Origin of the sequence: Formosa sp. L2A11 (assembly GCF_009796865.1) — a bacterium.
GTDB lineage: Bacteria > Bacteroidota > Bacteroidia > Flavobacteriales > Flavobacteriaceae > Formosa.
In genome coordinates this window covers 2,038,152-2,060,859 of sequence record NZ_CP047028.1, presented here as the reverse complement: position 1 = coordinate 2,060,859, position 22,708 = coordinate 2,038,152, and the positions used below count along the sequence as shown (strand labels likewise).

Here is a 22,708-nt window from a genome sequence, read left to right as displayed (position 1 = left end):
TTTAAACAGATTGAGCTGCCATTTCTGCTTCAATATCATCTTCTATTTCTTTCTCAATAACATTATCTGCAACTGCTGAAAACTTAATAGCTAACACACCCAAGGCTACAAAAATCACTGTAATCCCTATTAATAAAAATCCACTTGATACGGCATCCGATGATGCTGCAGATTGTGCTGCTTCAATAACATCTGACCCCAAACCTTCGGTTGCTGTAATTGCTGCTTTCTCTGCTACTGCAGATTTAGATTTTAATAAGATGGCTGCTAAAAATGCACCTACATTTCCTCCTGCCCCAACAATTCCAGATATAGAACCAATCGCTTTTGGATTTACAAAGGGCACGACTGAAAACGTTGCGCCTTCTGCCATTTGCACTGTTAAACTAAACAATATTAATAAAGCTATTCCAACAACAATTCCTGTTGCAGTAGAGAAGAGAGCCAACATGATTCCCTCAGTAGCTAAAATAACTGCTAAGAATAATACACGTCCGCGTAATCCTTTTAATTTTCCAAATTTATCACCGAAGAAACCTCCTAATGTTCTTGCAAAAATATTCATTAAAGCAAATGACAATACAATATTACCGGCTGTAACACGCTCTAGCTGAAAGGTATTTTGAAGATAATCATCCATCGTTCCGTACACTGTTAATTCAATTCCGAAACATGCTGCATAAACTAAAAACAAAATCCATACACGATAATCATTTATTGCTTCAAGAAAGCTAACATCGTCTTTTTTAGCTACAGGCATATCTCCTGTCGCTTTTAAATCTTTATAATTCCCTTGTAACGTATCTTGAGTAAAGTTGTAATACACAAGTCCCATTAAGAAACAAACCACACCAGCAACAATCATAGAATAACGCCAAGCTTCAGACTCTGCTGCTCCAAAAGCAATCACAGCAGCAGCTATAATAGGCATCCCTAAACGGTTAGCTCCACCTCCTAAATTTCCCCAACCCGCAGAAGTTGCATTAGCAGTTCCTACAATATTTGGAGCAAACATGATAGACGTATGAAATTGAGTAATTACAAACGAGGCTCCAATAAACCCAATAAAGAATCGGCAAACTAAAAACTGAAGAGGTGTTTGTACAAAACCTAATAAAATTACAGGAATAGATCCTAAAACTAATAACCAAGAATAACATAAACGTGGTCCGTATTTATCACACAATTTACCAATTAACAAACGGGCAAATACAGTTCCAGAAACCGCTAATATAATAGAGTTCCATTTTTGCGAAGGTGTTAACCCTAAATCCTTAACAACATCTGGCATAAAAGGTACAATACCAAACCAAGCAAAGAAGCATAAAAAAAAGGCAATTGAAGTGATCCAAAACGTTCGGATAGGAAGACTCTTTATATTTAAAAGGTCTAATTTTGTGGCTTTAGTTGAATTCATAACATTGGAATTTTACGTTTACATGATAAAACTAAGTAATAATACTTAATTTATACGTAATTATCTACGTAATTTTTAAATTATTACGTAGATAGTAAAATTTCAAGCTTTAATTATTAATCTCTTAATAATAACATCTAAAAAGCTATAATATAATGATATACATCTAAGTACATTAAACTAAACGATACTTAGAAGCAACTTTTGTAAGCTCTATTAAGTTCTTTACGTCTAATTTTTTCATTAAATTGAATCTATGTACTTCGGCTGTACGCTTACTAACATCTAAATCTTCGGCGATTTCTTTATTACTTTTTCCGTCTAACACTAAACCTAAAATTTGTTTTTCACGCTTAGTTAGTTTAAAAGTTGCTTCAGGAGCTTCCTTTTCTTCTAATTGTTTTCCACCATTATTAATCATACTGTTAATAATAATAGACGAAATATCTCCAGTAAAATACTTACCTCCTTCAGCAATCATATGTAAAGCTTTCATAAATTCTTCTTTACTCGATCCCTTTAAAAGGTACCCGTCTGCACCTGCACTTATAGCGTTTAACACATATTCTTCGGAGTCGTGCATAGAAAGCACTAGGGTTTTTATGGTTTTATTCGTTTTTTTTAATTCAGCAACAACCTCAATACCATTCATTTCGGGCATACGAATATCTACAATAAGAACATCTGGAAGAGCACGTTCTACAACTTCTAAAGCTTCTTTTCCATTAGAGGCTTCTGCTATAACGTGTACACCTTCTTGATCTTCTAATAAAGATTTTATGCCGTCGCGAACTAAAATATGATCGTCTGCTAACACTACATTTATCATATACTTATATATTCTATTTAATACGTAGCAAAATAATCAAAAATTAAGTAATAACACCTAATTAAATCGGGATATTTAGAGTGATTCTCGTTCCTGTTTCTTCAGAAGAATTTAAAAACAAACGACCATTAATATAATTAATACGCTCGTTCATAAACGTCATTCCCATACCACCATCGCCTGTCTTAATGTTTCTAGGAAGATTTACATCAAAGCCTTTCCCGTCATCATCAATATTAATACTTAGCATGTGTTCACTATGAGAGATAGAGACTAAAATATACGTAGAATCGGCATATTTAATGGCATTATTAATGGCTTCTTGAGTGATACGATAAATATTAATTTCGACTAAAGAATCTAATCGCTGATTGAAGTTTTTACGATTGTAGAGTTCTATGGTTTTACCGGTAAGTTTAGACAACTCTTGTGTAAGTTTGGAGAGAGCAGGCACAATACCATAATCGCTTAATTCTGGAGGTGTTAAATTGAAAGTTGCTGCACGCACCCCTTTAATAATATCGGCAGTTAAACTTTTTAGGTTTTCTATTTTAGATGCTGCTTTTTCTAAATCGTTTAAATTTACACTTTCTAAATTATATTTTAAACCGGTTAACATTTGCCCTATACCATCGTGAATATCTTTTGCAATACGGTTTTGTTCTTGCTCTTGGTTTTCTATAATTTTACTAGAAATTATTTTCTGCTGATTCATTTTCTCCTCGTAACTCAATCTCGTTAACGACTCGACTTCTAGTTGTGCTTCTTTTTTTTCTGTAATGTCTGAAGCAATAATAAGAATTTCAGATTTTTCTACTGAAGCATGAATGGGTATTAAATACATTTCTAGCCACAATAACTCGCCTGTACTTTTTGAGGCTTTTATTTCCCCTTGCCATCCAGATTTATGATACGTTTTTAATATATGCTCTAGATATTCTTGATCATTTTTTTCTACAGAAATTAATTCAGAAAAATTTAAATTAATAGTAACCTTTGTTTCTTGAAAGAGTTTTGAAAACTTTTCTCCAATATATAAAATAGAACCTTCTGATGTTACTCTGGCAAATAACAAGGTTTTATTCATAGCCTGATTTAACACACGGAGTTCCTTTACAGATTTTTCGTTTTCTTCGCGCAACACATCTGCCTCATAAGCTGTTTTTATAGCTTTATGTTCTGAACGCAACAGTTTATTAATGGTATCTTTTACCATTTTTGCTGTAGGTTTAAATATAAATAGGAATTCTAGAAATAATAATAAGAGTGTAAAAACCATTAAAAACAGTTCCCAATTACGCAGCAAGTTTACTTTTTCATTCGCTTCTACATCGTACTGATTTACAATAGTATCCATAATAGTTAAAAAGAGATACTCGTTTGCTGTAACTTGTGCTTCGTAAGATTGTAATTGGGTATAATTTATTTTGGGGTCTTGTTCTATTTTTGAAATAATGTTCTGAGACGCATCGTACATTTCAGAAAATGGCACTTGAAGACGCGAGAACATCTCTACAACTTTAGTACTGTTTGTTCCTGAAATTTTTAAACTATCACTTCCTTCCTGTAATGCAATGTGAGAGGTTTGCCATCTATTAATGGTCGCTTTTAACGTGTCTTTATACACCAAACGCTTAGACACATTGGTTGTATTTGCAATTAAAAGGACTTCTTTACTAAGTTTCTGGCTAAGCATACGCTGCCTTCCCGCAACGTTTATAACAGTAGAATCGTCCTGCTGATCTTTCAAAAAATTGCGTACAATAATTTGACTAATAAAAACAGAACACGCAATAGCTCCTAATGCAATAATATATAAACGACGGAGTCTATCAAACGTACTATTATCTAACGTACTACTCAAGTCGGTCATATAAAAAACAGGTTTAAGCCAAAGCTTGTTTTATAAGATTAAAACTAGATTCAGAGAAAGGTAATGTCATGGCTTTTTCATGAGCTGCATCAGACATTTTATGCCATGTTTTTTGAACAATATCTATTAATCTATCGGTTTCGTGTTTTTTAGCGAAATCCTCAAAATAAAACTGAAGAAAGACCAAACACACCACATCTTCTAGAGTCTGCGAATCTGGATCTTTTTTAAATGATTTTTTACTGATTATAAATTTAACACGGTCTATAAACTCGGCATCATAACCTACAGACTCTAAAATCTCTGCAGTTAAATTTGCGTGCATTTTTTTAAGATCGTTACGCCAATTCATATATCCAGGTTTTGTCATAGGATAATCCTTTCTAGGAATTTCCCAACGGCAAATATGTTGTGCACGAACTGCAATTTGTAGCGCTTCTGAGGCTGTTGGCATATAATCTATAAGACATCCAGACATACGTTGAGAATACAACAATTCTTTAGGCATAGATTTTCCGTTATCAATTTCACGATTTAAGTCTTGAGCATTCTTTTCGTCGATTAATGCTACGGCCTGTTCAAATTTTGTACTCACAATGTTATAATTTTGGATATCTATCAAATCTATTCAGAAAATCCGATATACACAAAGTTGTTTTCTATTTTTACAGGATAAATTGCAATAGGATCTAAATCTCCATTTAAATTTTCGCCAGTTTCTAATGAAAATGTCTTTTTATGTAACGGACAAGCAATTTTGGGCGTTCCTTTTTGATCGCCTAACATACCACGAGACAAGACCATTTCTTGTTTTTCTGGCGATAAATTCTGGCACGCATACCACATATTTAATCGTGAGAAGTTAAACACTGCGATCTGCAAATCTTTGTATTTTACACATGCACCTCCGTCTATTGGGAAAGCTTCTACTGAAGCAGCCTTAAACCACACCTTAACGTCGTCTGTTTTAACCGTTTTGTATTTTGATAGTAATTCTTCCATAACTGTCTATTTTAAAACAATAATTGTATATACTTATAGGGTTGCTCCTTTAACATCTTTCTCCCAAAGCTTTGGCATTTTCTGATCTCTTAAAGGCACAAATACTAAATTATCATCACGATCTTCTGAATTCACAAAATGATTAAAACGTTTTTTGGCATCTTCATTCTCAATCGCTTGTTTCCATTCACACTCGTAAGCATCAACTAAAAATTGCATTTCTTTTTCTAAGTCTTCAACAATATTTAAACTGTCTTCAATCACTACTTTTTTAAGTTGCTCAATACCGCCTTCTAATTTATCTAACCAAGCAGCAGTACGCATTAACGGCGCAGCAGTTTGAATGTAATACACCAAGTAACGATCTAAGTATTTTATAACAGTTTCATTATCTATTTTTTCGGCTAATAACTGAGCGTGTCTTGGCGTTGCACCTCCATTTCCACCAACATATAAATTCCATCCACCTTCTACAGCAATGATACCAAAATCTTTACCTCTTGCTTCTGCACACTCGCGAATACAACCAGATACACCTCCTTTTATTTTATGAGGAGAACGCAATCCTTTATATCTATTTTCTAATTCTATGGCGAAAGAAATACTTTCTGCTAATCCGTAACGACACCATGTAGAACCCACACAACTTTTTACAGTACGCAAAGATTTCCCGTAGGCATGTCCGCTTTCAAAACCTGCATCTATTAATTCTTTCCAAATGGCAGGTAAATCGTTTAACTCTGCACCGAAGAAATCGATACGTGCACCACCAGTAATTTTTGTATATAAATTATATTTCTTTCCTATTCGTCCTAAAACAATTAAGTTTTCCGGAGTAATTTCTCCTCCAGCTATTCTTGGTACCACAGAATATGTTCCGTTACGTTGTATGTTTGCTAAAAACTTATCATTGGTATCTTGAGTAACATCTTCCTTATTAGGCGTATCGTTATACAAACTTGCAAATATTGAAGACACTACTGGTTTACACGTTTCGCAACCTTGTCCTGTACCACAAGCATCTAAAACTTCATTAAAAGATGTTAGTTTTTTAGCTTTTACAATACCATAAAGTTCTTGTCGGCTATATTCAAAATGCTCACAAATCACATTTTTAACAGTCTTACCTAAAGATTTTAAAGTTTCGGTAACTAAATCTGTAACCATAGGTTTACAACCTCCACAGCTTGTACTTGCTTTTGTAGCAGCCACAACACCTGCTAAATCTTCGCAAGAACCATCTTTAATTGCACCACAAATCTGACCTTTACTTACATTTTCACATGAACAAATTTGAGCTTCGTCTGGCAAGTCTAACGCACTACCAAAAGCACCACCTTCTGTTGCCGGTAAAATTAACTGCGCAGGATCTTCCGGGATTGCCATACCGTTTAAAAAGACTTGATGCAACATATTATAATCTGATGCATCTCCAACAAGTATACCTCCTAATAGAGATTTACCATCTAAACTTACATTAATTCGTTTATATAAATGTTGTGTCTTATTTTCAAAAATAACAGAATGCCCTTTTGAAGCAGGCATAAAAGGTTCTCCAAAACTAGCCACATCTACACCTATTAACTTTAATTTAGTAGACATGTCTATTTCTGCAGGCATTAAAGCCTCTTCATTCCCCATAATTTGACTTGCTGCAATTTCTGCCATATCGTAACCAGGAGCGACTAACCCATAAATCATCTGATTATATAAAGCAACTTCACCAATAGCAAAAATGTTTGAATCTGACGTTTGCATTTTATTATTAACTACAATTCCGCCACGAACTCCCATTTCCAAATCACACGTTTTCCCTAGCTCATCTCGAGGGCGAATCCCGGCAGAAATAATTAACATCTCTACATCTAACTTATCGTCTTCTCCAAATTCCATTCCTGTAATAAAACCATCGTCTCCTAAAATTTGATTGGTTGCTTTACTTAAATGAATATTTAATCCAATAGATTCTAACTTTAATTGCAGAACTTGGCTACTTCTAGAATCTAATTGTCTTGGCATTAATTTAGGAGCGAACTCTACAATATGTGGTTCCAACCCCATATCCATTGCAGCTTTACCTGCTTCTAAACCTAATAAACCACCACCAAGTACGGCAGCTCTTGCATTAGGATTTTCTGCTTTTACTTTAACTGCGTATGCAAGCATACCTTCTAAATCTTCAATAGTTCTGTACACAAAAACACCTTCCTTTTCTACGCCTTTAATTGGCGGTACAAAAGCAGAAGACCCAGTTGCTAAAACTAAGTAATCATATTCATATTCTTTTTCATTAGCGCTGGTTACTGTTTTTTTGCTTCTATGAATATCTGTAATACGAACATCTGTAACTAAATCTATGTTATTTTCTTCGTACCAAGATCTCGGTGCCATTTCTAAGGCTTTTGCATCTTGACTCTCAAAAAACTCGCTTAAATGAACACGATCGTATGCAGGTCTTGGCTCTTCTCCAAAAACAGTTATTTTATATGTTTCACTTCCTTCCTTAGCTACAAATTTTTCACAAAATTTATATCCAACCATTCCGTTTCCTACAACTATTACTTTTTTCATATACGTAGTTATTATTCGATTACTTATTTCAAAAGTAAGTATTAATACTTAATTTTATGAATGAAAAGCTGCAAAACATTGATTTAATACGTATAATTATCAAAAAACAGAACAAAGGGCTATAAAATTGTCAAAAATGAAATTACGTTACGCTTTTTTCAGAACAGTACATCTATAATCGTCACAATTTCAGACTATTTATAATCATAAAAGAAATAATACACATAAAAACATCTGGCAATTTATTTTAGCTACACTACAATATTTAAACATTAAACTCAAGTATAAGAGCTACCATATAAACACAAAAAAGCCTTCTAAACTTACGCTTAGAAGGCTTTTAAATATATTAAAACAAGTTACTTATGCAGCAACTTCATTTGCTTCTTTTAATTTTCTCTTCTTTTCAGAAGCAGCTAAAGTATCGTACATGATTGGTGTTGCGATAAATAATGAAGAGTATGTACCAACGACAACCCCAACTATTAATGCAAACATGAATCCACGTATTGAATCTCCACCAAAAGCAAAGATTGCTAATAATACTACTAATGTAGTTAACGATGTATTTAAGGTTCTACTAAGCGTACTACTTAAAGATACATTTACTACTTTATTTAAGCTCCATCCAGTATGTTCATGGAAATACTCACGAATTCTATCAAATACAACCACGGTATCATTCAGCGAGTAACCAATTACGGTTAAGATAGCCGCAATAAACGCTTGGTCAATCTCCAAGTTAAAAGGCATAAATTTGTAAGTTAACGAGAATACACCTAATACAATAATAACATCGTGGAATACAGCAGTTACTGCTCCTAATGAATATTGCCATTTTTTGAAACGCAATAAGATATATAAGAATACTACAATTAAAGATCCTAATACAGCCCAGAATGATTCTTTCTTAATATCATCTGCAATAGTTGGACTTACTTTGTAAGATTTCATTAAACCAACAGTTTTGTGTTGATTATCACTAATAAAGTCTTCGTAAGAAAGACCTTCTAAATGTGGTTTTAAAGCAGAAAATAATTCTTTTCTAATTTCTTCATCAACCTCAGCACTTGTTTCGTTTACTTTATATTTTGTAGAAATTTTAACTTGCTCTGCACTACCAAAAGTTTTAGCATCTGCACTACCAAAAGCACCTTCTAAAGCTGGCATTAATTCTGAAGGCGTAATTGCTTCGTTAAAACGTACTTGGTAATTTCTACCTCCTACGAAATCTACACCTTGATCTAATCCGTTAGTAAATAAAGATCCTAAACTAACTACGATTAAAGTTCCTGAAACGATATAAGCAATTTTACGTTTTTGAAGGAATTCGATATTAATGTTTCTGAATAATTTTTTAGTAATTGCTGTAGAGAAATCTAAATTTCCACCACGATTAACATACCAGTCTATTAATAATCTAGTAATAAAAATTGCAGTAAATAAAGATGTTACAATACCAATTAATAAAGTAGTTGCAAATCCTTTAATTGGACCTGTACCAAATATAAATAAAATTAAAGCTGTTAAACCTGTTGTAATGTTTGCATCTAAAATTGAAGATAAGGCATTACTAAATCCGTCTTGAATAGCTTCTCTTTGACTTTTACCATTTGCTATTTCTTCTCGAATACGCTCATAAATTAACACGTTCGCATCTACAGACATACCTATAGTTAATACAATACCAGCAATACCAGGTAATGTTAATACCGCACCTAATCCAGATAATACACCGAACATTAATAAAATGTTTAATGCCATTGCAATATCTGCAAAACCACCAGCTTTACCGTAATAGAATAACATCCATAATAACACTAATACTAATGCAATTACGAAAGAAATTTCACCACTATCAATAGCTTCTTGACCTAAAGATGGTCCTACAACTTCACTTTGAATAATATCTGCAGAAGCAGGTAATTTACCAGCACGTAAAACGTTTGCTAAATCGACAGCTTCGTTTAATGTAAATTGTCCAGAAATTTCTGAATTACCTCCTGCAATTGGTCCAGTTGTTACACCTGGCGCAGAGTATACTACATTATCTAAAACAATAGCAATTTGACTTTGTTGAGAATATGCTTTCCCTGTCATTTCTTCCCAAACCTTAGCTCCTTTTGCATTCATTTGCATAGATACAGCAGGCTTACCTAATTGGTCGTATTGTTGTGTTGCGTTAGTTACAACTGCTCCACTCATAGGTGGTACATTTTCTCTGTTCCCTACTAATGCATATAAACCTACAGCATCGCTGTCTTTTTCTGGCATACCAAAAGCAAACTTAACGTAACGTTGCTCTACAGGTAATAATGCTCTAATATCTGGTCTGTTTAAATAATCTAAAACAGTTTGTTTGTCTTTAACATCAAATTGTGCAACAATTGGTCCACCTTGGTAACCTTGTCCAATAATTAAATCTAATAAAGGGTTTACAGCCACCTTAGTAGAATCTGTAACCGCTTCACCTAATAAATCATCAATTTGAGAATCACTTTCTGAAGCTTCATCAGCATCTGCAACTGCATTTTTAGTAGTTTCTGTTTTAGCAGCTACTTCTTCTTTAAGTACATTGTTAGCTTGAATAATAAAAGGGACTAATGTTTCTCCTTTATAAGCATCCCAAAATTCTAATTGAGCCGTACTTTGTAATAATTTCTTAGCACGTTCTACATCTTTTACACCTGGCAATTCAACTAAGATACGTCCAGACTCTCCTAAACGTTGAATATTTGGAGATGTTACCCCAAATTCATCAATACGCTTACGTAATACTTCGAATGCAGATGTAATAGATTCGTCAATTTTCTTACTGATAATTGGCTTCACTTGGTCGTCTGTCATATCAAAAGTAATTTCATCACTTAATGATCTGTTTGCAAAAATATCTGGAGAAGCTAATTTTGTATCTCCTTTAATTTTATCGAACGCGATATAGAAATCTTCTAAATATGTGTTTTGACTATTTTTCTGAAGTTCTGAAGCATCATCTAAAGCTTTATTAAAAGCTGGTTCGCTAGTATGATTAGCTAAACCTTTTAAGATATCTTTTACAGATACTTGAAGAATAACATTTATACCTCCTTTAAGGTCAAGTCCAAGATTCATTGCCTTGTCTTTCACCTCGTTGTACGTATAATCTGTAACACCTAAGTTAAATACTTTTTCTGTTGATAATGAATCCAAATACTGAGCCTCTTTTACAGAGTCTCCTTTTGCATACTCTTTTGCACCGTCTTCGATGCTATTTGCCTTAAACGTGAACGATAATTGGTAAATACTTACCAAACCGAACAAGATTGCAAACAACTTTACTAATCCTTTATTCTGCATTATTTAATTATTTATTAATCAATTTTTTGAAATGCGAGCAATACATAGATTACTCACATATAAATTTTATGTGTAGTTTTTTCTTGAAGAACAACTTAAAGACCGTATTTGCCTTGTTGTCTAGAGTAATGAATGTAAAACAATCACTACTATATTATGTTTTAGAAGGACGTAGAATAATATGTAATTATTCTGAAATAGGGATACAATTAAGACCTTCTTAAACTAAAGGTCCTGCCCTAACTTCGGGTATTTTCTTGGAATTATTATCTATTGCTAGCGCAATATCTTTATAAAACTTGTATGCTGTTTTAATTGAAGGCACCACAACTAAAACTGCAGTATACCCTAAAACAGGATATGTATTTGCATTATTAAAATGATTACTACTTGCCTTTAACTCTAAAGCAACCTTTCCTGCATGATTAAAAGCAAAATCAGATCCGTTATGAATTTCGAAAACATCAAAATTATAAGTTAGAGCGTGTTCTGGAGAAGGAAATTGGTTGTTTTCTTGAGGAGAATCATCAAATTCTAAAATATCATCGTTAGATAGTATTTTTTTAATTTGCTCTACATCTGAATCGGAATAGTAAGTAATTTTTAAAACACCAGCTTCATTTTCATTAACCTGAATGTTCTCTGCACCAATACGCTGTAATTGTTGCTTAACAATAGAAATGGCATATTCAGCTTTATCCTGCACAACAACATCGCCAGAAAACTGCAGTACAATTTCCTGATTAGGCATAGTATTTTGTTGTTGACTAGCAACACCAAAAAACAAGGCAACAATTACTGTTAAAGTACTAATGTACCATTTCAAATTCATGCGCCAAATATATGAAAATTTTAAGATTACTTTATATCGTTATTGGTTTATTATTAACAGTGTTTTAAACACTTAAAATAGACTAAAACAATAATAAGAATATATAAAATTACTTTACAGGAATAGACAAAAGCGGAATATTTAAACCGGAAGCCATAACTCTAGTTTTACTTTTATGTACTAAAGATTCCCAGAAACCATATTCTCTAGGTATCATAACCAATAAGTCTGAATGGAATGTTTTTATTTCTTTTTCAATCTCATCAATTACAGTATCCGATTTTACGTTTTTATATAAATAGTCTACTTTTTCAAGTTGCTTGTCTATGTTACCAAGTGCAGATTTATTGAATTTTAATTCATCAATCATTTTATCTACATAAAACACGGTCACTTCAGATTTTAGCTTTGTAGATATCTGACGTAATTTTGCTAATGTTTTTAAAGGCACATCTTGCATTAAATCGCAAGCGAAAAGAATCTTTTTCATACCATTAAATTTTGCATGTATAGGAATTGCTAACACAGGAAACTTTTTCATACTAATTAAAGTTGTTGTAGGGTTTCCTATTAAATTTTGTTCTAAAGATTTAGGAGACATCCCAATAACTAAAAGCGATGAATCGTTCTGATCCATGAGGTAATCTATTTTAAATTCTAATTGCGCGTACACACATTGATAGTCAACTTCAATATCAAATTCTGCTTTTAAAAATTTAGCGTTTTCTACTAACCGATCTTTATTATTCTGCATTAAATTATTTATTGAATCTGCAGATAATAAAGTATTTGAAGCATGAAGAGGTATCTGAAAAGCATTAAAAAGTACAAGCTTAACATTGAAGTGTTTAGCTAATGCTGCAGCATATAATTCAGCATTATCTGATAATTTAGAAAAATTTGTTGCAACTATTATTGGTCCCATAATGAAGTAGATTATCCTACTACTAAGTTATTGAATTTATCATTTTTGCGCAACAATAAAGAGTTCTAATTTTTATTAAACATAGCGACTTGCAATTCAAGTAACTACACAAAGTAAACTAAAATATAGGCATAAAAAAGACCATCTTTGCAGACAGTCTTTTTTTATAAAACATTTAAATGAATTAGAATTCTAATAATCCATTTGTTTTTTTAACACCTTCTGCACTTGCAGTTAAATGTGCTTTTTCTTCGTCGTTAAGAGTAATCTCTACTATTTTTTCAATACCATCTTTACCTAAAACAACTGGCACACCTAAACAAATATCTGTTAAACCATATTCACCATCTAATAATGTTGAACAAGGGAATATTTTTTTAGAATCACAAGCAATAGCTTGTACCATTCCTGATACTGCTGCACCTGGAGCATACCAAGCAGAAGTTCCTAATAATTTAGTTAATGTTGCTCCACCAACTTTAGTATCTTCTTTAACTTGATTTAAACGTTCTTCAGATAAAAATTCTGAAACTGGCACACTATTTCTAGTTGCTAAACGAGTTAATGGGAACATACCTGTGTCACTATGTCCACCGATAACCATACCGTCTACATCACTAATAGGAGCTCCTAAAGCTTCAGCTAATCTATATTTAAAACGTGCAGAATCTAAAGCTCCACCCATTCCAATAATTTTGCTTTTTGGTAAACCTGTAGCTTTGTGCGCTAAATATGTCATCGTATCCATAGGATTACTCACTACGATAAGAATCATATTTGGAGAATGCTCAAGTAAACTTGTAGACACATTTTTAACAATACCAGCATTAATACCGATAAGTTCTTCTCTTGTCATTCCTGGTTTTCTAGGAATACCACTTGTAATAACACAAACATCACTACCTGCAGTTTGGCTATAATCGCCAGTTACACCTGTAATTTTTGTGTCGAATCCGTTTAAAGATGCTGTTTGCATTAAATCCATAGCTTTACCTTCTGCAAAACCTTCTTTAATGTCTAACAACACAACTTCTGAAGCAAAGTTTTTAATAGCAATATATTCTGCACAACTTGCACCTACTGCTCCTGCTCCAACTACTGTTACTTTCATTTTATTTTATTTTAAGATTCAAAATTATTTTCTTATTGCTAATTTACCACTTTTAATACAATTCAACTTCTATGACGTTTGAAATTATAATAATATTATAATTTAAAGACCTCATTTTCATTTTAATGCAAAATGAAACTCATATTATATGAGAGAACTTTCATTATATTATTGACGAATAGCACAATTAAGATGCATTATTAGGCATCAATATTTGCATACACTGCATTTTTCTCAATAAACTCACGACGAGGTGGCACTTCATCTCCCATTAACATAGAGAAAATACGATCGGCTTCTCCTCCGTTATCTATTTTCACTTGTCTTAATGTTCTAAAATCAGGATTCATTGTAGTATCCCAAAGTTGCTCAGCATTCATCTCTCCAAGACCTTTATAACGCTGAATAGCTGCACCTCCAAATTTTTCTGTTAAACCATCTCGTTCTTCATCACTCCAAGCATATTCTTTTTTCGCTCCTTTTTTAACTAAATATAAAGGAGGCGTTGCAATATAAATATGTCCGTTTTCAATTAGCTCTTTCATATATCTAAAAAAGAACGTTAAAATTAAGGTTGCAATGTGGCTACCATCAATATCGGCATCACACATAATTACAACTTTATGGTAGCGTAATTTAGATAAGTTAAGCGCCTGACTATCTTCTTCTGTACCTATAGTAACTCCTAAAGCGGTAAATATATTTTTAATCTCTTCGTTTTCGAAAACCTTATGTTTCATAGCTTTCTCTACGTTAAGTATTTTACCACGTAATGGCAAAATCGCTTGAAATGCACGGTCACGACCTTGTTTAGCCGTTCCACCCGCCGAATCTCCCTCGACAAGGAATACTTCACATTTTGTAGGATCTTGCTCAGAACAGTCACTTAATTTCCCAGGTAAACCACCAATACTCATTACGGTTTTACGCTGAACCATTTCACGTGCTTTTTGTGCTGCGTGACGTGCTTGCGCTGCTAAAATCACTTTTTGAACAATGACCTTAGCATCGTCTGGATGCTCTTCTAAATAATCGGTTAACATTTCTGAAACCGCTTGACTTACTGATGCTGAAACTTCTCTGTTACCTAATTTTGTTTTTGTTTGTCCTTCGAATTGAGGTTCTTGAACTTTTACAGAAATAATTGCTGTTAAACCTTCACGGAAATCATCTCCAGAAATTTCGAACTTCAATTTATCTGTTAACCCAGAACTATCTGCATATTTTTTTAAGGTATGCGTTAAACCACGTCTAAACCCAGAAAGGTGCGTACCACCTTCATGCGTATTAATGTTGTTTACATACGAATGTAAATTTTCTGTATACGATGTATTATAAATCATCGCAACCTCAACAGGAATATCATTCTTTTCACCTTCAAAAGCAATAACTTCGGTAATAATAGACTCACGCGTTCCATCTAGAAACTTAACAAATTCTTTTAAACCTTCTTCAGAATGAAATGTTTCACCCTCAAATTCACCATCTTCTTTTTTGAAACGCTTATCGATTAAATGAATTGTAATACCTTTATTTAAATAGGCTAATTCACGTAATCTACTTGCTAAAGTATCGTAACTATACTCTAACGTTTGTTTAAAAATTGTTGGATCTGGTTTAAAAGTTACAACTGTACCTCTTTTATCTGTATCACCAACTTTCTTTACAGGATAAATAGCTTTACCTCTTTCGTATTCTTGTTCCCAGATTTCGCCTTTTCTAAAAACGGTTGCTTTTAAGTGCTCAGACAGTGCGTTAACACAACTTACACCAACACCGTGAAGTCCTCCAGAAACTTTGTAAGAATCTTTATCGAATTTACCACCTGCACCAATTTTAGTCATTACAACTTCTAATGCAGAGACACCTTCTTTTTTATGTAAGTCTACAGGAATACCACGACCGTCATCTTCAGTAGTAATCGAGTTATCTTCATTTATAGTAACACTAATATTGTTACAGTGACCAGCTAAAGCTTCATCTATAGAGTTATCTACAACCTCATAAACTAAATGGTGTAAACCACGTGTACCAACATCTCCAATGTACATAGAAGGACGCATACGCACATGCTCCATCCCCTCAAGGGCCTGAATACTATCTGCGGAATAATTATCCTTATTAAATTCTTCTCTTTTCTCGCTCATTATTTTGAATACGTTTTAATTCTATTTATGGCATAAAAAAAATGACACACATGTATCATTTTTTTGAATACTAACAAATATACTAATATATAAGCGCTATAAAAAGTATTTAACGGCATTAGTCTTAATTTTATCAACATTTATTAATTACGAGAAACGCGCTAAAAACAGCTTAAATAGCCCTTAAATTAAATTTCAATGTTTTTTAACACCATGTTAAAATAACAAAAACCTCAAAATCTCTAATATTGAAGATTTTGAGGTTTTTAAAACACTAAATTAGAATAAAAAAACGTCTATTTTAAGCTTTACTATATGCTTTATCATGTACTTTAGCTACTGCTCTACCAGAAGGATCATTCATGTTTTTAAAGGCTTCATCCCATTCTAAAGCTGTTGCTGTACTACAAGCAACACTTGCTTCTTGTGGCACACTTAACGCAGCGGCATCACTAGGAAAATGTCCTTCAAAAATAGTTCTGTAATAATATTCTTCTTTGTTTAAAGGAGTATTAATTGGAAAACGGAATTTAGCATTTTCTATTTGCTCGGCTGTAATTTCCTTATCAACTAGTTCCTTTAAAGTATCAATCCAGCTGTATCCAACACCATCACTAAATTGCTCTTTTTGTCTCCAAGCTACACTTTCTGGAATCATATCTTCAAATGCTTTACGTACTACCCATTTTTCCATGCGTTCTCCGTTAATCATTTTATCTTGAGGATTGATTCTCATGGCAACATCCATAAATTCTTTATCTAAAAATGGCACACGACCTTCAATTCCCCAAGCTGCTAAACTTTTGTTAGCTCTTAAACAATCGTACATGTGTAATTTATCTAGTTTACGCACTGTTTCTTCATGGAACTCTTTTGCATCCGGTGCTTTATGAAAGTATAAATACCCACCAAATAACTCATCTGCTCCTTCTCCAGATAACACCATTTTTATTCCCATAGATTTAATAACTCTTGCCATTAAATACATTGGTGTAGACGAACGAATCGTCGTAATATCGTAAGTTTCTATGTTATAAATTACATCTTTAATAGCATCTAATCCTTCTTGAATAGTGAATTTAATTTCATGATGAACCGTTCCAATATGATCGGCTACTTTCTTAGCTGCAGCTAAATCTGGCGAACCTTCTAACCCTACAGCAAAAGAATGTAATTGCGGATACCAAGCATCAGACTCATCATCGCTTTCAATACGTTTCTGAGAATATTTTTTTGCAATTGCAGATACTACTGAAGAATCTAAACCTCCAGATAATAATACACCATAAGGCACATCACTCATTAATTGTCTATGCACTGCAGATTCTAATGCTTCCTTTACTTCAGCAATACTTGTTTCGTTATCTTTTACAGCATCGTATGCTCTCCAGTCTCTTTTGTACCATTTTACAAATTTCCCATCTTTACTTGACATATAATGTCCTGGAGGAAATAATTCAATTTTAGTACAGTGACCTTCTAAAGCTTTTAATTCTGAAGCCACATAAAATGTTCCGTTTTGATCCCATCCTATATATAAAGGAATAATTCCCATATGATCACGAGCAACAAAATACTCGTCTTTTTCTACATCATAAATTGCAAAACCAAAGATTCCGTTCATTTCATCTACAAAATCAACTCCCTTTTCTTTATATAAAGCAAGAATAACTTCGCAATCAGATTCTGTTTGAAAATCGTAAGTTCCTTCAAATTGCTTACGTAGTTCACGGTGATTATATATTTCTCCATTTGCTGCTAACACCAATTTACCATCGTCACTAAATAAGGGTTGTTTTCCAGAAGCTGGATCTACAATAGCCAAACGTTCGTGTGACATAATAGCTTTGTCGTTACTAAAAATCCCACTCCAGTCTGGTCCACGGTGACGGATTGTTTTTGACATTTCTAAAATTTGAGGTCTTAAATCATCCGCCTTTTGTTTCAAGTCAAATGCACATACAATTCCACACATAATCTATATATTTTAAATTCTTTTTATTTTAATTCTTAAGCAAATATTAAAATATCATTCGCATTATAAAACAACAAACCTATTATTGATTACAATTTGAAACAAAAAAATTATTTTTTTATTAAATATGAAACCAAACATTAAAATCTTCCTTTCAAAAATTTAATTTTGTAAACTTTAGTAAAAATTATCGACCTTTACCTAAGACTTAATATTCAATAAATTAAAAAACATTATGAAATTACTTAAAGCAACTGTATTTTGTTTATTAGTAGCATTTAGCGCTAACACAGAAATGTATGCACAAAAATTTAGTAAATTAGACAAGAGCCCTATGGATGCTGTTGCTTTCCCAACTAGCAGTAAAGACACTAATAAAACTATGAAAGTTATTTACAGCAGACCTCAATTAAACGGTCGTGCTTTATCTGACTTAGCACCACTAGGAAAAGTATGGAGAACTGGAGCAAATGAATCTACAGAAATTACATTTTACAAAGACTTTCATTTTGGAGATACGCCTGTAAAAGCTGGAACATATTCTTTATTTGCTATTCCTGGAGAAAAAACATGGACTTTAATCTTAAACAAAGATTTAAACGCATGGGGAGCTTATTCTTATAATGCAGACAATGATGTTGCGCGTTATACCGCTTTAGTTTCTATTGATGCTGAATCTATTGAAGCTTTTTCTATTGGTTTTGATGCACAAGGAACTATGGTTTTAGCTTGGGACACAACTCGTGTTTCTATGCCTTTTAGAGTTGAATAATTTTTCAACCACAAAATCAAAAAAGCCGCTTTCTTAATTGAAAGCGGCTTTTTTATGTGCTATGCTGTAATATAAATATCTTTTTACTAAGGAATATTTAAGTATTTATGTGTTTGCAACGACACTTTCCATCTTGGATTAGCCATAACATACTCTACTATTTCAGGAATCATTTTATCTCGCTTACTCCACTCTGGCTGCATATATAAAATACAATCCTCGCTTACTAAAGCAGCTTGTTCTTCAGCAAACTTAAAATCGTCTCTATTAAAAATAATAACTTTTAACTCGTTCGCTTTTTCAGACACTTCTGCCGTTGGTAATTTTAGTTTTTTTGGAGACAAACAAATCCAATCCCAAATTCCAGTTAACGGATATGCACCTGAAGTCTCTATATGCACATGTAAACCTTTAGCTTTTAACTGTGTTGTTAAAGCAGTCATATCCCAAGTTAATGGCTCTCCTCCGGTAACAACAATTGTTTTACTATGAAGTGCCGCTTTTTCAACAATTTTAGAAGTTTCGGTTGGCGGATGTAATTCTGCATCCCAACTTTCTTTTACATCACACCAATGGCAACCTACATCGCAACCTCCCACTCTAATAAAATAAGCAGCTGTTCCTTTGTAGAACCCCTCACCCTGTATTGTGTAAAACTCCTCCATTAAAGGCAACATCTCGCCTTTATTAACCAACTCTTGAATATCTTTCTTCATAACATGCAAAGATAGTTTACTGATTTATGTTTGCATATAAAATCTTGAAAAGTTTTAAAGTGTATTCCTTCAATATTACTATTTTTATAAAAATTTAAGATTCATGACTAATAACGATGCTTTTTTTAAAGAAATAACAGAAGGAAATACCTTTAAAGGCGAATACATTACTATGGGTTCTGCTATATTAAACGAGCAACCTATAAAAAACGCCTATGTAAATATTCCTCTAAAAACATTAAACAGGCATGGTTTAATTGCTGGAGCAACAGGAACTGGGAAAACAAAAACACTACAAGTAATGGCAGAAAACCTTTCTGAAAAAGGAATTCCAGTATTACTTATGGATATAAAAGGAGATTTAAGCGGATTAGCCCAACCTGGAGTTAACAATAGTTTTATTGAAAAACGCCACGAAAAAATTGGCCTTCCTTATAATCCCAAAGGCTTTCCTGTAGATGTGCTTACATTATCTAATCAAGACGGTGTAAGACTTCGTGCAACCGTTAGTGAATTTGGACCTATATTATTATCACGTATTTTAGATTTAACAGATACACAATCAGGTATTGTTTCTGTTATTTTTAAATATTGCGACGATAATAAATTACCTCTTCTAGATTTAAAAGATTTCAAAAAAATATTACAATACGCAACTCAAGAAGGAAAAGCAGAGTTTCAGGAAGCTTACGGAAGAATTTCGACAGCTTCTACAGGAGCTATTTTAAGAAAGGTCGTAGAACTTGAACAACAAGGTGCAGATTTATTCTTCGGGGAAACCTCTTTCGATGTTCAGGATTTATTACGTATGGACGATGAAGGTCGCGGTTTTATTAATATTCTTCGCCTTACAGACATACAAGATCGTCCAAAATTATTTTCAACTTTTATGCTGAGTTTACTCGCAGAAATTTACACCACGTTTCCGGAACAAGGTGATAGCGGAAGACCAGAATTAATAATTTTTATAGATGAAGCTCACCTTATTTTTAATGAAGCTTCTAAAGCATTATTAAATCAGATAGAAAGTATTGTAAAACTTATTCGTAGTAAAGGTGTTGGTTTATATTTTGTAACACAAAACCCAACAGATGTACCAGAAGCTGTTTTAGGACAATTAGGATTAAAAATACAGCATGCGTTACGTGCCTTTACTGCAAAAGACAGAAAAGCAATAAAACTTACAGCCCAAAATTATCCAGATTCAGAATATTACGACACAGAAACCGTACTTACTAATTTAGGAACAGGAGAAGCATTAGTTTCTGCACTAGATGAGAAAGGAAGACCAACACCATTGGCAGCAACCATGATGCGTGCACCTATGAGTAGAATGGACGTGTTAACAGATACCGAATTGTCTGAATTAATTTCAGGATCTAAAATGGTTAAAAAGTATAATAAAACCATAGATAGAGAAAGTGCTTACGAAATATTAAACGAGAAAATAAAACACGCTGAGGCTGAAGCAGAAGTTGAAGAAAAAAGACAGGTCTCTAAAAAAACCACAACACGTAGAAAAAGTACCGCAATGAATCCTATAATAAAAGTATTAACAAGTGCTACTTTTATTAGAAGTGTCTTCGGAATTTTAAACAAAGTGATGAAAAAATAACTACTTTCACGGATTCAAAAAAACTAATAAAATAAGATTATCTTAAAATGAAAAAATCCATATTTAGCTTAGCTATAGTTGCCATTATATGCTTTAGTTGTTCTACAAAAAACGATAACTTTTCAATTGCAAAAAACAGTATTGGAGACTTAACTTCTACAACCCAAGTTAAAGATTTAGAAACTGTATTTAAAAACGATTCTATTGTAAAATTTGTTCCTGGCGGAGAATTTACAGCCAGTATTAACGAAATAGAAATCTTTGAAAAAGGTGGAATAAAATTATTAACACTTACTCCAGAAACTATTACAGATTCTACATCTATAATACAAACGGTTCAGGTTTTCGATCCGCGTTTTAAAACAGATAAAGGCCTTTCTACACTAAGTACTTTCAAAGATATTCAGGGACATTATAAAATATCAGGTATCGATAATTTAATTAATTCTATTGTTGTTTCTGTAGACGAGTTAGGTGCATCATTCACTATAGATAAAAAAGAACTACCTTCAAATTTAAGATTCGATATGACTTTACACATTGAAGCGTCTCAAATTCCTGATACAGCAAAAATCAAATACTTTTTCTTAAACTGGTAAACGTTAAAAATTCATGAAGGCACTTGTCTCTAAACTCCTTGTATTAATTGCTCGAAAAAAACTCGAGACAAATGAGACGATAGCACCCGCAAGTTTAAAAAAAGTAGTCCCAATTGTAAGGACACTTCAGGTAGAACTTAAACATGCCGTAAAAGAATTTCTATTTATAGCCATTGGTGTCATTTCTGCTGGATTTGGATTAAAAGGATTTTTACTACCAAATCGCTTTATAGATGGCGGTGCAACCGGGATTTCTTTATTACTTCAAAACTTAACACATATCCCTTTAAGTTACCTATTAATAATAGTGAACTTGCCTTTTTTAATTTTAGGAGCGAAAACATTCAACTTAAAATTTGCATTAAAAAGTATTCTTGCCATAACGTTTTTAGCATTTGTGGTACATTATGTAGACTACCCAACGATTACAGACGATAAATTATTAATCTCTGTTTTTGGTGGTTTTTTCTTAGGATTAGGAATTGGAATGGCCATGAGAGGTGGTAGCGTTATAGACGGCACAGAAGTTTTAGCCTTATTTATTGGTCGAAAATTATCTATGACTATTGGAGATGTTTTACTTTTAATAAACATTATAATATTCTCTTTTGGCGCCTACATTCTTTCTATAGAAACAGCACTTTATGCCATACTTACTTACATGTCTGCAGCAAAAACAGTAGACTTTGTTATAGACGGTGTTGAAGAATATATAGGTGTAACCATAGTTTCTGAAAAACATGAAGAAATTAGAATTATGGTAACAGAAAAACTAAGACGTGCTTGCACTATTTACACTGGAAAAGGCGGTTACAACCAAGAAGGTGGCGCACAAGAAAAAGACATTATTTATACGGTTGTAACACGTTTAGAATTGGCTAAATTTGAAACCGAAATTGACAAAATTGACAAAAACGCTTTTATTATCATGGGGCTTGTAAAAGATTTAAAAGGCGGCATGATTAAAAGAAAACCTTTAAAATAGAAA

The 22,708-nt window shown here is 33.0% G+C and carries 17 protein-coding genes; 4 read left to right on the top strand and 13 right to left on the bottom strand.

The features are described from left to right. Position 1 precedes the first annotated feature (1 nt). From GQR95_RS08965 to asnB, 12 genes are all read right to left on the bottom strand, one after another. Positions 2–1,417 (bottom strand): MFS transporter, encoded by a 1,416-nt coding sequence (locus tag GQR95_RS08965; protein WP_159022854.1) that lies wholly within the window; start codon positions 1,415–1,417, stop codon positions 2–4. Between the two features lie 175 nt (positions 1,418–1,592). Next, positions 1,593–2,246 (bottom strand): response regulator transcription factor, encoded by a 654-nt coding sequence (locus tag GQR95_RS08960; protein ID WP_159022853.1) that lies wholly within the window; start codon positions 2,244–2,246, stop codon positions 1,593–1,595. Between the two features lie 61 nt (positions 2,247–2,307). Next, a complete protein-coding gene (locus GQR95_RS08955) occupies positions 2,308–4,119 on the bottom strand; it encodes an ATP-binding protein (RefSeq protein WP_159022852.1) in 1,812 nt (603 codons plus the stop codon). 13 nt (positions 4,120–4,132) lie between these two features. Beyond that, entirely contained in the window at positions 4,133–4,714 is a 582-nt protein-coding gene (locus GQR95_RS08950) for a DUF4202 domain-containing protein (protein WP_159022851.1), read from the bottom strand. A 29-nt stretch (positions 4,715–4,743) separates the two neighbouring features. Further along, positions 4,744–5,121 carry a nitrite reductase small subunit NirD gene (nirD, locus tag GQR95_RS08945; RefSeq protein ID WP_159022850.1) on the bottom strand — a complete coding sequence of 126 codons (378 nt, stop codon included), beginning with the start codon at positions 5,119–5,121 and terminating at the stop codon, positions 4,744–4,746. Positions 5,122–5,154: 33 nt separating this feature from the next. Beyond that, positions 5,155–7,692: a nitrite reductase large subunit NirB gene (gene nirB, locus GQR95_RS08940; RefSeq protein ID WP_159022849.1), complete on the bottom strand. Its 2,538-nt coding sequence runs from the start codon at positions 7,690–7,692 to the stop codon at positions 5,155–5,157. Between the two features lie 363 nt (positions 7,693–8,055). Next, positions 8,056–11,028 (bottom strand): protein translocase subunit SecDF, encoded by a 2,973-nt coding sequence (gene secDF, locus GQR95_RS08935; RefSeq protein ID WP_159022848.1) that lies wholly within the window; start codon positions 11,026–11,028, stop codon positions 8,056–8,058. Between the two features lie 220 nt (positions 11,029–11,248). Further along, positions 11,249–11,860, bottom strand: coding sequence for a hypothetical protein (locus GQR95_RS08930; protein ID WP_159022847.1), 612 nt, complete (start codon positions 11,858–11,860; stop codon positions 11,249–11,251). A 109-nt stretch (positions 11,861–11,969) separates the two neighbouring features. Continuing rightward, positions 11,970–12,785 (bottom strand): universal stress protein, encoded by an 816-nt coding sequence (locus GQR95_RS08925; RefSeq protein WP_159022846.1) that lies wholly within the window; start codon positions 12,783–12,785, stop codon positions 11,970–11,972. Between the two features lie 184 nt (positions 12,786–12,969). Next, positions 12,970–13,896, bottom strand: a complete 927-nt coding sequence (gene mdh / locus GQR95_RS08920) for a malate dehydrogenase (RefSeq protein ID WP_159022845.1) — start codon at positions 13,894–13,896, stop codon at positions 12,970–12,972. 200 nt (positions 13,897–14,096) lie between these two features. Then, complete coding sequence (gene gyrB / locus GQR95_RS08915) at positions 14,097–16,043, bottom strand: DNA topoisomerase (ATP-hydrolyzing) subunit B (protein WP_159022844.1); 1,947 nt, start codon at positions 16,041–16,043, stop codon at positions 14,097–14,099. Positions 16,044–16,344: 301 nt separating this feature from the next. Continuing rightward, a complete protein-coding gene (gene asnB / locus GQR95_RS08910) occupies positions 16,345–18,018 on the bottom strand; it encodes an asparagine synthase B (RefSeq protein WP_159022843.1) in 1,674 nt (557 codons plus the stop codon). 235 nt (positions 18,019–18,253) lie between these two features. Between asnB and GQR95_RS08905 the strand changes: the two genes are divergently transcribed. Further along, on the top strand, positions 18,254–18,790 hold the full coding sequence (locus GQR95_RS08905) for a DUF2911 domain-containing protein (RefSeq protein WP_159022842.1): 537 nt from the start codon (positions 18,254–18,256) through the stop codon (positions 18,788–18,790). Positions 18,791–18,876: 86 nt separating this feature from the next. Here the strand turns inward: GQR95_RS08905 and GQR95_RS08900 are convergent, their stop codons facing one another. Beyond that, positions 18,877–19,506 carry a 7-carboxy-7-deazaguanine synthase QueE gene (locus GQR95_RS08900; protein WP_159022841.1) on the bottom strand — a complete coding sequence of 210 codons (630 nt, stop codon included), beginning with the start codon at positions 19,504–19,506 and terminating at the stop codon, positions 18,877–18,879. A 103-nt stretch (positions 19,507–19,609) separates the two neighbouring features. Between GQR95_RS08900 and GQR95_RS08895 the strand changes: the two genes are divergently transcribed. From GQR95_RS08895 to GQR95_RS08885, 3 genes are read left to right on the top strand one after another with little or no spacing between them, the layout of a single operon-like run. Then, positions 19,610–21,121, top strand: a complete 1,512-nt coding sequence (locus GQR95_RS08895) for a helicase HerA-like domain-containing protein (protein WP_159022840.1) — start codon at positions 19,610–19,612, stop codon at positions 21,119–21,121. Between the two features lie 47 nt (positions 21,122–21,168). Beyond that, positions 21,169–21,720, top strand: a complete 552-nt coding sequence (locus GQR95_RS08890; protein ID WP_159022839.1) for a hypothetical protein — start codon at positions 21,169–21,171, stop codon at positions 21,718–21,720. Positions 21,721–21,733: 13 nt separating this feature from the next. Next, positions 21,734–22,705, top strand: coding sequence for a YitT family protein (locus tag GQR95_RS08885; protein ID WP_159022838.1), 972 nt, complete (start codon positions 21,734–21,736; stop codon positions 22,703–22,705). The last annotated feature ends 3 nt before the right edge of the window (positions 22,706–22,708 follow it).

Coding starts and splice junctions, on each gene's coding strand:
- GQR95_RS08965 (WP_159022854.1), bottom strand. CDS start 1,417: ATGAATTCAACTAAAGCCACAAAATTAGACCTTTTAAATATAAAGAGT.
- GQR95_RS08960 (WP_159022853.1), bottom strand. CDS start 2,246: ATGATAAATGTAGTGTTAGCAGACGATCATATTTTAGTTCGCGACGGC.
- GQR95_RS08955 (WP_159022852.1), bottom strand. CDS start 4,119: ATGACCGACTTGAGTAGTACGTTAGATAATAGTACGTTTGATAGACTC.
- nirD (WP_159022850.1), bottom strand. CDS start 5,121: ATGGAAGAATTACTATCAAAATACAAAACGGTTAAAACAGACGACGTT.
- nirB (WP_159022849.1), bottom strand. CDS start 7,692: ATGAAAAAAGTAATAGTTGTAGGAAACGGAATGGTTGGATATAAATTT.
- secDF (WP_159022848.1), bottom strand. CDS start 11,028: ATGCAGAATAAAGGATTAGTAAAGTTGTTTGCAATCTTGTTCGGTTTG.
- GQR95_RS08930 (WP_159022847.1), bottom strand. CDS start 11,860: ATGAATTTGAAATGGTACATTAGTACTTTAACAGTAATTGTTGCCTTG.
- GQR95_RS08925 (WP_159022846.1), bottom strand. CDS start 12,785: ATGGGACCAATAATAGTTGCAACAAATTTTTCTAAATTATCAGATAAT.
- mdh (WP_159022845.1), bottom strand. CDS start 13,896: ATGAAAGTAACAGTAGTTGGAGCAGGAGCAGTAGGTGCAAGTTGTGCA.
- gyrB (WP_159022844.1), bottom strand. CDS start 16,043: ATGAGCGAGAAAAGAGAAGAATTTAATAAGGATAATTATTCCGCAGAT.
- asnB (WP_159022843.1), bottom strand. CDS start 18,018: ATGTGTGGAATTGTATGTGCATTTGACTTGAAACAAAAGGCGGATGAT.
- GQR95_RS08905 (WP_159022842.1), top strand. CDS start 18,254: ATGAAATTACTTAAAGCAACTGTATTTTGTTTATTAGTAGCATTTAGC.
- GQR95_RS08900 (WP_159022841.1), bottom strand. CDS start 19,506: ATGAAGAAAGATATTCAAGAGTTGGTTAATAAAGGCGAGATGTTGCCT.
- GQR95_RS08895 (WP_159022840.1), top strand. CDS start 19,610: ATGACTAATAACGATGCTTTTTTTAAAGAAATAACAGAAGGAAATACC.
- GQR95_RS08890 (WP_159022839.1), top strand. CDS start 21,169: ATGAAAAAATCCATATTTAGCTTAGCTATAGTTGCCATTATATGCTTT.
- GQR95_RS08885 (WP_159022838.1), top strand. CDS start 21,734: ATGAAGGCACTTGTCTCTAAACTCCTTGTATTAATTGCTCGAAAAAAA.